Source organism: Mycobacterium sp. NGS64 (assembly GCF_059812245.1).
On the sequence record NZ_JCALCI010000010.1, the window covers coordinates 91,462 to 101,605 of the forward strand.

The 10,144-nt window shown below is 69.2% G+C and carries 6 protein-coding genes; all 6 read left to right on the forward strand.

The window, feature by feature from the left end; all coding sequences use genetic code 11:
* Positions 1–50: 50 nt before the first annotated feature.
* Positions 51–506, forward strand: a complete 456-nt coding sequence (locus tag AC5Y4S_RS26370; RefSeq protein ID WP_500035515.1) for a hypothetical protein — start codon at positions 51–53, stop codon at positions 504–506.
* A gap of 306 nt (positions 507–812) precedes the next feature.
* On the forward strand, positions 813–1,559 hold the full coding sequence (gene ripD, locus AC5Y4S_RS26375; RefSeq protein ID WP_500035516.1) for an NlpC/P60 family peptidoglycan-binding protein RipD: 747 nt from the start codon (positions 813–815) through the stop codon (positions 1,557–1,559).
* Positions 1,560–1,678: 119 nt separating this feature from the next.
* Positions 1,679–3,835 (forward strand): acetyltransferase SucT, encoded by a 2,157-nt coding sequence (gene sucT / locus AC5Y4S_RS26380; protein WP_500035521.1) that lies wholly within the window; start codon positions 1,679–1,681, stop codon positions 3,833–3,835.
* Positions 3,836–3,871: 36 nt separating this feature from the next.
* Positions 3,872–6,085, forward strand: coding sequence for a glycogen debranching protein GlgX (gene glgX / locus AC5Y4S_RS26385; protein WP_500035517.1), 2,214 nt, complete (start codon positions 3,872–3,874; stop codon positions 6,083–6,085).
* Positions 6,086–6,088: 3 nt separating this feature from the next.
* Positions 6,089–8,401, forward strand: coding sequence for a malto-oligosyltrehalose synthase (gene treY / locus AC5Y4S_RS26390; protein WP_500035518.1), 2,313 nt, complete (start codon positions 6,089–6,091; stop codon positions 8,399–8,401).
* A complete protein-coding gene (gene treZ / locus AC5Y4S_RS26395) occupies positions 8,394–10,127 on the forward strand; it encodes a malto-oligosyltrehalose trehalohydrolase (protein ID WP_500035519.1) in 1,734 nt (577 codons plus the stop codon). Before treY ends, treZ begins: the two co-directional genes overlap by 8 nt.
* Positions 10,128–10,144: the final 17 nt, after the last annotated feature.

Here is a 10,144-nt window from a genome sequence, read left to right on the forward strand (position 1 = left end):
AGAGGCAGCCGGTTCGCACAATTCGCGGCCATCGGGGACCATCTATGGCCATGGCTTCGCCGCACCAGACCGACGACCCAAACCCGGGTGACCACATCGCCGCTCCGCCGGCACCCGGGCGCCCCGACCAGCCCGACCACCAGGCCCCCCGGGTGCTTCGATTGCGGATCGCGGCCTGGGACGTCATCTGCACGGTCACGCTGCTGGTGCTGCTCTTGGTCCTCGCCACGGCGACGGACTGGCCGGCGCGGCTCTTCGGCTACCTCGGGAAGGTCTGCCAGGGCGAGGACTGCGGACCGGTCCCGTTCGGGATCGACTACTACATTCACCCGGTTGTGTGGGGCGGCATCGGCGCGGCGATTGCCGCGGCCGGAATCGGCCCGTTCGTTTCCCTCCTGAAGGGCTGGTACATGTCCTTCTGGCCGGTCCTGTCGCTCGTCCTGCTGATGGTCGCCTCGGCGGCCGGCTTCATCCTGACCACCTTCAGCGAGCGCTACTGGCTCTGAAGGCCCGCCGACCCACTGAGACCCAAATCACAACGGGCCCCACGCGATTGGGGCGGCCAGTCACCGTCCGGTCACGTTACGACAAATAATTCTTTCCGAAGCTCCACCAGGCGTTTTCCGCCGTCCACTTCTGTTGTAAAAGTGTCTGTAGTGACTGGTGTGAATCCGGGCAGGCCGGCCGGGTTCGTCACCAAGCGTCATGCAGCGGCGTCGGGCCCCGACGGGGAGGCCTTCACCGCCTGCACTAGCGGCCGACGCGCGAAGTCACCGCGACGGAGGCCCAGGACCCAAGAAGGTGGGAACCCCATGAAACGCATCTTCGCTTTCGCGATCGGTCTCGCGATGCTGGTGGCCCCGTTGGCCACCGCCAGCATCGCGACGGCCGACCCCGGCACCCGGCCGATGGACTACCAGCAGGCCGCCGACATCGTCGTCATGCGCGGTCTTTCGCAGCGCGGCGTGCCGTTTTCCTGGGCCGGCGGCGGCGTCACCGGCCCCACCCGCGGCAAGGGCACCGGCGCCATGACCGTCGGTTTCGACGCCTCGGGCCTGATGCAGTACGCCTACGCCGGCGCGGGGATCAAGCTGCCGCGATCCTCCGGTGAGATGTACCGGCTGGGTCAGAAGGTGTTGCCGCAGCAGGCACAACGCGGCGACCTGATCTTCTACGGCCCCGAGGGCACCCAGAGCGTCGCGATGTACCTCGGCAACAACCAGATGCTCGAGGTGGGTGACGTGGTCCAGGTGTCGCCGGTCCGCGCCAACGGCATGACGCCCTACCTGGTCCGGGTTCTCGGGGTCCAGCAGACGCCGTTCCAGCAGGCGCCGCTGCAGCAGGTGCCCACCCAACAAGCCCCCCTGCAGCAGGCGCCGGTCCAGCAAGTGCCCACCCAGCAGGCCCCGCTGCAGCAGGCGCCGGTCCAGCAAGTGCCCACCCAGCAGGCCCCCCTGCAGCAGGCCCCGGTCCAGCAGGCACCGGTGCAGCAGCTGCCCCTGCTGCAGCAGCCGCAGCAGGCGCCGGTGCAGCAGTCGCCCTACGGCATCACGCGGTAGCCCCCAGCCGGGGCCGTTTCGCCCCGCCGAACACCCGCCACTTGCTCCCCTGAGCAGGCTCGCCGCGAGGCCGGCCGCCAGGAGCGGGTGGCGGTTTTCGGTTAAGTTGGCGGTTGACCATGCAGACCCTGTCGCCGCCCCGTCCACCGGTTGCCGCCGCACCGGTGCCGGCGCGCGCGGCCGGGTTCTATCGCTACGACCTCGACGGGCTGCGCGGCATCGCGATCGCGCTCGTCGCCGTGTTCCACGTCTGGTTCGGGCGGGTGTCCGGCGGCGTGGACGTTTTTCTGGCGTTGTCCGGGTTCTTCTTCGGCGGGAAGATCCTGCGCGCCGCGCTCAACCCCGATGTCCCGCTGTCGCCGGTTCCCGAGGTGACCCGGCTGATCCGCCGCCTGCTGCCTGCCCTGGTGGTGGTCCTGGCCGGCTGCGGGCTGCTGACCGTCCTGGTGCAACCCGAAACCCGCTGGGAGACATTCGCCGACCAGAGCCTGGCCAGCCTCGGCTACTACCAGAACTGGGAGCTGGCCAACTCGGCGGCGGACTACCTGCGCGCGGGTGAGGCCGTCACCCCGCTGCAGCACATCTGGTCGATGTCGGTGCAGGGCCAGTTCTACGTCGCCTTCCTGCTGCTGATCGCCGGCTGCGCCGTCCTGCTGCGCCGCCCGCTCGGCCCGCGGCTGCGGACGGCGTTCCTGGTACTGCTCGGCGGGCTGACGGTGGCCTCGTTCGTCTACGCCACCGTCGCCCATCAGGACAACCAGGCGCTGGCCTACTACAACAGCTTCGCGCGGGCCTGGGAGTTGCTGCTGGGCGCGCTCGTCGGCGCCGTCGTGCCCTACGTCCGCTGGCCGATGTGGCTGCGCACCGCCCTCGCCACCGCCGCGCTGGCGGCGATCGTGTCGTGCGGCGCCCTCATCGACGGCGTCAAGGAATTCCCTGGCCCTTGGGCGCTGGTCCCCGTCGGGGCCACCATGCTGATGATCCTGGCCGGGGCCAACCTACCGACCGGCGCCGATAACCGGATGCCGCTGCCCAACCGGGTTCTGGCGGCGGGGCCGCTGGTGGCGCTGGGGGCGATGGCTTACTCGCTGTACCTGTGGCACTGGCCGCTGCTCATCTTCTGGCTGTCCTACAGCGGCCACCGCCACGCCGGCTTCGTCGACGGCGCGGCGGTCCTGTTGGTGTCCGGGGCGCTGGCCTACCTGACCACCCGCCTCGTCGAGGACCCGCTGCGTTACCGGTCGTCCGCCGCGTCCCCGGCGCCCGCGCCGAGGGTCCCCTCGGTCCCGTGGTCGCTGCGCCTGCGCAGGCCGACGATGGCGCTGGGATCGATGGTGGTGCTGCTCGCCGTCACGCTCACGGCGACGTCGTTCACCTGGCGTCAGCACGTCACGGTGTTGCGCGCGGCGGGCAAGGAGCTCAGCGTCCTCAACCCGCAGGACTACCCGGGCGCGCGCGCCCTGACCGAGCACGTGCGGGTCCCGGCGCTGCCGATGCGGCCCAGCGTGCTGGAGGTCAAGGAGGACCTGCCGATCTCGACGCGTGACGGCTGCATCAGTGACTTTGTCAACCCCGCGCTGGTCAACTGCACCTATGGCGACGTCGAGGCCACCCGCAGCATCGCCCTGGCCGGCGGGTCGCACGCGGAGCACTGGCTGCCCGCGCTGGACCTGCTGGGCCAGCTGCACCACTTCAAGGTGGTCACCTATCTGAAGATGGGCTGCCCGTTGTCCACCGAGGAAGTCCCGCTGATCATGGGCAACAACGCCCCGTACATGCAGTGCCGGGAATGGGTCCAGCGGACGATGAGCAAGCTGGTCACCGACCGTCCCGACTACGTGTTCACCACGACGACCCGCCCGTGGAACATCAAGGCCGGCGACGTGATGCCGGCGACCTACATCGGCATCTGGCAAACGTTGTCGGACAACAACATTCCCATCCTCGGCATGAGGGACACCCCGTGGCTGGTCAAGAACGGCAAGCCGTTCGACCCCGCGGACTGCCTGGCGAAGAAGGGCGGCAGCCCCGATTCATGCGCGGTCAAGCGCTCCGACGTGCTGGCCGACCGCAACCAGACGCTCGACTTCGTCACACAATTCCCGTTGCTGAAGGTCCTCGACATGTCGGACGCGATCTGCCGCGCCGACGTCTGCCGCCCCGTCGAGGGAAACGTGCTGATCTACCACGGCGCGCACCACCTGTCGCCCACCTACGTGCGCACCATGACCAACGAGCTGGGCCGCCAGATCGGGGCCGGCACCGGTTGGTGGTGACAGGCCGCCGCACCCGGGCGCGGATAAGGTCAGATGATGCCTACGAACAAACCAGGCTCGGACGAAGGCGCCGCCGCCGCACACGATGCCGGCGCGGCCCAGCCCCGACTGGCCACCGTTTGGCCGGGAAATCCATACCCGCTCGGCGCCTCCTATGACGGGGCGGGCACCAACTTTTCGCTGTTCTCCGAGATCGCCGACAAGGTCGAGCTGTGCCTGATCGACGGCGACGGCAGCGAGTCGCGCATCCCGCTGGATGAGGTCGACGGGTTCGTCTGGCACGCCTATCTGCCGAACATCGTCCCGGGCCAGCGCTATGGCTTTCGGGTGCACGGGCCCTTCGACCCGGCGGCCGGGCACCGGTGCGACCCCAGCAAGCTGCTGTTGGACCCGTACGGCAAGGCCTTTCACGGCGATTTCCAATTCGGGCAGGCGCTGTTCTCCTACGACCTCAAGGCCGTCGACCCGGACGGCCCGAACGCCGACGGGCTCGACCCCGGTACTCCGCCCATGGTGGACTCGCTCGGTCACACCATGACCAGCGTGGTGAGCAACCCGTTCTTCGACTGGGGCTCCGACCGGGCCCCGCTCACCCCGTACCACGAGACCGTCATCTACGAGGCCCACGTCAAGGGCATGACGCAGACCCATCCCGGCATCCCCGAGCAGCTTCGGGGCACCTACGCCGGGCTGGCCCACCCGGTGGTCATCGACCACCTCAAGTCGCTCAATGTCACCGCGATCGAGCTGATGCCCGTTCACCAGTTCATGCACGACTCCCGACTTCTGGACCTGGGGCTGCGAAACTACTGGGGCTACAACACCTTTGGCTTTTTCGCCCCGCACAACCAGTACGCGGCCAACCGCACCGCCAGCGTCGCCGAGTTCAAATCCATGGTGCGCAGCTTCCACGAGGCCGGCATCGAGGTCATCCTCGACGTGGTGTACAACCACACCGCCGAGGGCAATCACCTCGGCCCGACGATCAACTTCCGCGGCATCGACAACGCGGCCTACTACCGGCTCGTCGACACGGACCTGCGGTTGTACAAGGACTACACCGGCACCGGCAACAGCCTGAACCCCCGTCACCCGCACGTGCTGCAGCTGATCATGGACTCGCTGCGCTACTGGGTGCTGGAGATGCATGTCGACGGGTTCCGCTTCGACCTGGCCGCCACGCTGGCCCGCGAGCTGCACGACGTCGACCGGCTGAGCGCGTTTTTCGACCTGGTGCAGCAGGATCCGGTCATCAGCCAGGTCAAATTGATCGCCGAGCCGTGGGACGTCGGCGAGGGTGGCTACCAGGTCGGAAACTTCCCGGGTTTGTGGACCGAGTGGAACGGGAAGTATCGCGATACTGTGCGCGACTACTGGCGGGGCGAACCCGCGACCCTGGGCGAGTTCGCCTCCCGGCTGACCGGGTCGTCGGACCTCTATGAGGTGACCGGCCGGCGCCCCAGCGCCAGCATCAACTTCGTCACCGCCCACGACGGGTTCACGCTCAACGACCTGGTCTCCTACAACGAGAAGCACAACATGGCCAACGGCGAGGACAACCGCGACGGCGAAAGCCACAACCGGTCGTGGAACTGCGGCGTCGAAGGTCCCACCGACGACCCCGAGATCCTGGAGCTGCGCGGCCGCCAAATGCGCAACTTTTGGGCGACGTTGCTGGTCAGCCAGGGCACGCCGATGATCGCGCACGGCGACGAGTTCGGCCGCACCCAGCGCGGCAACAACAACGTCTACTGCCAGGACTCCGAATTGTCCTGGATGGACTGGTCATTGGTGGAAAAGAACGCGGACCTGCTGGCGTTCGCGCGCAAGGTGACCACCCTGCGCAAGAACCATCCGGTGTTTCGCCGGCGCCGGTTCTTCGAGGGCGAGCCGATCCGCAGCGGCGACGAGGTCCGCGACATCGCCTGGCTCAATCCGAGCAGCCGCGAGATGACGCACGAGGACTGGGGCGAGAGCATTCACAAGTGCGTGGCGGTGTTCCTCAACGGCGACGCCATCACCGCACCCAACGCCCGCGGCGAGCGCGTGGTCGACGACTCGTTCCTGTTGTGCTTCAACGCCGGTGACGACCGGGTCGAGTTCGTGATGCCGCCCGACGACTACGCCCAGGAGTGGACCGTGGAGCTGGACACCAATCATCCCGCCGGTGAGGCGGATCAGGTGGTCAGCGCCGAAGAGAAGGTCTCGCTGCCCTCACGTTCGCTGCTGATCCTTCGTAAGACCCTGTGACGCATGACCTTTCCCGTCCTGTCCACCTACCGGCTGCAGTTGCGTGGTGAGTCCAGCGGGTTCGCGTTCACCTTCGCCGACGCCGAGAACCTGCTGGATTACCTCGACGACCTCGGCGTGACCCATCTCTACCTCTCCCCGGTGCTGACCGCCGCCCGGGGGTCCAACCACGGCTACGACGTCACCGATCCCACCACGGTCGCACCGGAGCTGGGCGGCGCCGACGGCCTGGCGCGGCTGTCCGCGGCGGCCCGGTCGCGCGGCATGGGCCTGATCGTCGACATCGTGCCCAACCACGTGGGCATCGACGACCCCGAGCAAAACGCGTGGTGGTGGGACGTGCTGCGGCACGGCCGGGGCTCGCAGTACGCGGCGTTCTTCGACATCGACTGGGACCTCGACGAGGACGGCCGAATTGTGCTGCCAATACTGGGTTCCGACGACGACGCGGCCGACCTGAAGGTCGACGGCGACCGGCTGCGGCTCGGCGATCTCGCCCTGCCCATCGCCCCGGGCACCGCGGAGGGCGGCGGCCCGCAAGACGGATCGCAAGTTCACGACCGCCAGCACTACCGGCTGGTTGGCTGGCGCAACGGGGTCACCGGCTACCGGCGCTTCTTCTCGATCACCTCGCTGGCCGGGCTGCGGCAGGAAGACCGTGCGGTGTTCGACGCCAGCCACGCCGAAATCGCCCGCTGGTTCGAGGAGGGACTCGTCGACGGCGTGCGCATCGACCACCCGGACGGATTGTCCGATCCCTGCGGGTATTTGGCCCGCCTGCGGGAGCTGCTCGGGCCCGACGCGTGGATCGTCATCGAGAAGATCCTCGCCGTCGACGAGGCCCTGGAGCCGACGCTGCCGGTTGCCGGCACCACCGGCTACGACGTGCTGCGGCAGGTGGGCGGCGTCTTCGTCGACCCGGCCGGTGAGGAGGCGCTCACCGCGCTCGTCGACTCGGCGGGTGTGGATTACGGCGCCATGCCCGCGCTGCTCGCCGAGCTGAAGGTTCGCGCCGCCACCCAGACCCTGGGCAGCGAGCTGGCCCGGCTGCGACGGGCGGTCGCGGCGACGGCGGGCACCGATCACCCGCTGCTGCCCGACGCGATCGCCGCGCTGCTCACCCACATCGCCGTCTACCGCAGCGACTACCCCGGCCTGGTCGCCCTGTTGCCCACCGCGTTGGCCGAAACCCAGGCCGAGTCACCGCAATTGGGGCCCGCGCTGCAGGTGCTGGCGGCGGCGTTGGCCGAGGGCGGCGAGCCCGCGACCCGGCTGCAGCAGCTCTGCGGCGCGGTGACCGCCAAGGCCGTCGAGGACTGCCTGTTCTACCGCGACGCCCGGCTGGTCTCGCTCAACGAGGTGGGCGGCGAACCGCACCGCTTCGGCGTCGGCCTGGCGGAGTTTCACCAGAGCGCCGCCGACCGCGCCCGCTTGTGGCCACAGACGATGACGGCGCTGACCACCCATGACACCAAGCGTGGCGAGGACGTGCGGGCCCGCATCGGCGTGCTCTCCCAGGTGCCGTCGCTGTGGACCGAGTTCCTGGCCCGCTGGGAGGTCCAGGCCCCCTCGCCCGACCCCGCGACCGGACAGTTCCTGTGGCAGAACATCTTCGGGGTGTGGCCGGTCAGCGGCCAGGTGACCGGGGAACTGCGCGCCCGCCTGCATGCCTACGCCGAGAAGGCCATCCGGGAGGCGGCCTGGCACACCTCGTGGAACGACCCGGACACCGCCTTCGAGGACGCGGTGCACCGCTGGCTGGATACTATCCTCGACGGTCCGGTGGCCGGCCAGTTGACCGAGCTTGTGGCCCAACTTAATCCGCACGCCGCAAGCGACGCGCTCGGCCAGAAGCTGCTCGCGCTCACCGTGCCCGGGACACCTGACGTCTACCAGGGCACCGAGTTGTGGGACGACAGCCTGGTCGACCCCGACAACCGGCGCGCCGTCGACTATGCCGCCCGCCGGGCCGCCCTGAAAGACCTGCAGCATCCGAAGATTCGCGTCGTCGCCGCGGCGCTTCGGGTGCGCCGCTCCCGCCCGGAGACGTTCCTGCGGGGCGGCCACCGGCCGGTGCTCGCCGCCGGCGATGCCGCCGACCACGTGGTGGCGTTTCGCCGCGGCGACGACGTTCTGGTCGCGGTGACCCGCTGGACCGTCCGGCTGGCCGAAAAGGGCTGGGGCAACACCGTGGTGCCGCTGCCCGAGGGCACCTGGACCGACGCGCTGTCCGGCGCCGTGGCCAGCGGGGCGACCTCGGCGGCCCAGTTGTTCTCGGACCTGCCCGTCGTCCTGTTGGAACGCCGGCATGACTGAATTCCGGGTCTGGGCGCCCAAACCCGCGCGGGTGCGCCTCGACGTCGACGGCGCCGTGCACCCGATGACGCGGTCCGACGACGGCTGGTGGCACGCGGACGTCGACGCGCCGCCGGCGGCGCGGTACGGGTACCTGCTCGACGACGACCCCACCGTGCTGCCCGACCCCCGCTCGCCGCGCCAGCCCGACGGGGTGCACGCCCGCTCGCAGCTGTGGGACCCCGCCGACGCCGCCTGGACCGACCACGGCTGGGCGGGCCGGTCGGTCGAAGGGGCGGTGATCTACGAACTGCACCTTGGCACGTTCACCGCCGGCGGCACCTTCTTTTCCGCCATCGAAAAGCTGGACTACTTGGTAGATCTCGGGGTCGACTTCGTCGAGCTGATGCCGGTCAGCTCCTTCGCCGGCACCCACGGCTGGGGGTACGACGGCGTGCTGTGGTACAGCGTGCACGAACCCTACGGCGGGCCCGACGGCCTGGTCCGGTTCGTCGACGCCTGCCACGCGCGCGGGCTGGGGGTGTTAATCGACGCGGTGTTCAACCATCTCGGCCCGTCGGGGAATTACCTGCCCCGCTTCGGCCCCTACCTGTCGTCGGCGAGCAACCCGTGGGGAGAGGGCATCAACATCGCCGACGCCGACTCCGACGAGGTGCGCCGCTACATCATCGGCTGCGCGCTGCGCTGGATGCGCGACTTCCACGCCGACGGCCTGCGGCTCGACGCCGTCCATGCGTTGGTGGACACCACGGCCATCCACATCCTCGAGGAGCTCGCCACCGAAACCGACGCGCTGTCACGCCAACTGGGCCGCCCGTTGTCGCTCGTCGCCGAAAGCGACCTCAACGACCCACGGTTGATCACCCCGCGCGATCGCAACGGCTACGGGCTGACGGCGCAGTGGGCCGACGATATCCACCACGCCATCCACACCGCCGTATCCGGCGAGCGGCAGGGCTATTACGCCGATTTCGGTTCACTGGCCACACTGGCGGAGACGTTGCGGCGCGGCTACTTCCACGCCGGCACCTACTCGTCGTTCCGGCGCCGCCGCCACGGGCGACCGCTGGACACCGCGACCATCCCGGCCACCCGGCTGGTCACCTACACGTGCACGCATGATCAGGTCGGCAACCGGGCGCTCGGCGATCGCCCCTCCCAGAACCTCAGCCCCGGCCAGCTGGCGGTCAAGGCCGCCCTCGTCCTCGGATCGCCCTACACCGCAATGCTTTTCATGGGCGAAGAATGGGGGGCGTCGACACCGTTCCAATTCTTCAGCTCGCATCCCGAACCGGAGCTGGCGCGGGCCACGGCCGAGGGACGCAAGGCCGAGTTCGCCGAACACGGCTGGAACGCCGACGACATCCCCGACCCGCAGGACCCGGAGACATTTCAACGCTCCAAGCTGGATTGGGGCGAAGTCGGCGCCGGTGAGCACGCCCGCCTGCTCGGCACCTATCGGGACCTGATCGCGCTGCGGCGCGACGACCCCGACATGGCCGACCCGTGGCTGCAGCACCTCGTCGTCGAATACGACGAGGCCGAGCGCTGGATCACGCTGCACCGCGGCGGATTACGCATCGCCTGCAACCTGGGCGCCGAGCCGGTGACCGTGCCCGTGACCGGCGAGCTCGTGCTCGCCTGGGGCGAGCCGAAGGTCGACGCCGACAGCGCCAAGCTGCCCGCGCATTCGTTCGCCATTCTGTCAGCGCGCGAACAGACATAAAAGCCCCCAAACTGGCG

Bases quoted from the DNA above. Each gene is read 5' to 3' on its own strand.
- AC5Y4S_RS26370 (WP_500035515.1), top strand. From the start codon at position 51: ATGGCTTCGCCGCACCAGACCGACGACCCAAACCCGGGTGACCACATC.
- ripD (WP_500035516.1), top strand. From the start codon at position 813: ATGAAACGCATCTTCGCTTTCGCGATCGGTCTCGCGATGCTGGTGGCC.
- sucT (WP_500035521.1), top strand. From the start codon at position 1,679: ATGCAGACCCTGTCGCCGCCCCGTCCACCGGTTGCCGCCGCACCGGTG.
- glgX (WP_500035517.1), top strand. From the start codon at position 3,872: ATGCCTACGAACAAACCAGGCTCGGACGAAGGCGCCGCCGCCGCACAC.
- treY (WP_500035518.1), top strand. From the start codon at position 6,089: ATGACCTTTCCCGTCCTGTCCACCTACCGGCTGCAGTTGCGTGGTGAG.
- treZ (WP_500035519.1), top strand. From the start codon at position 8,394: ATGACTGAATTCCGGGTCTGGGCGCCCAAACCCGCGCGGGTGCGCCTC.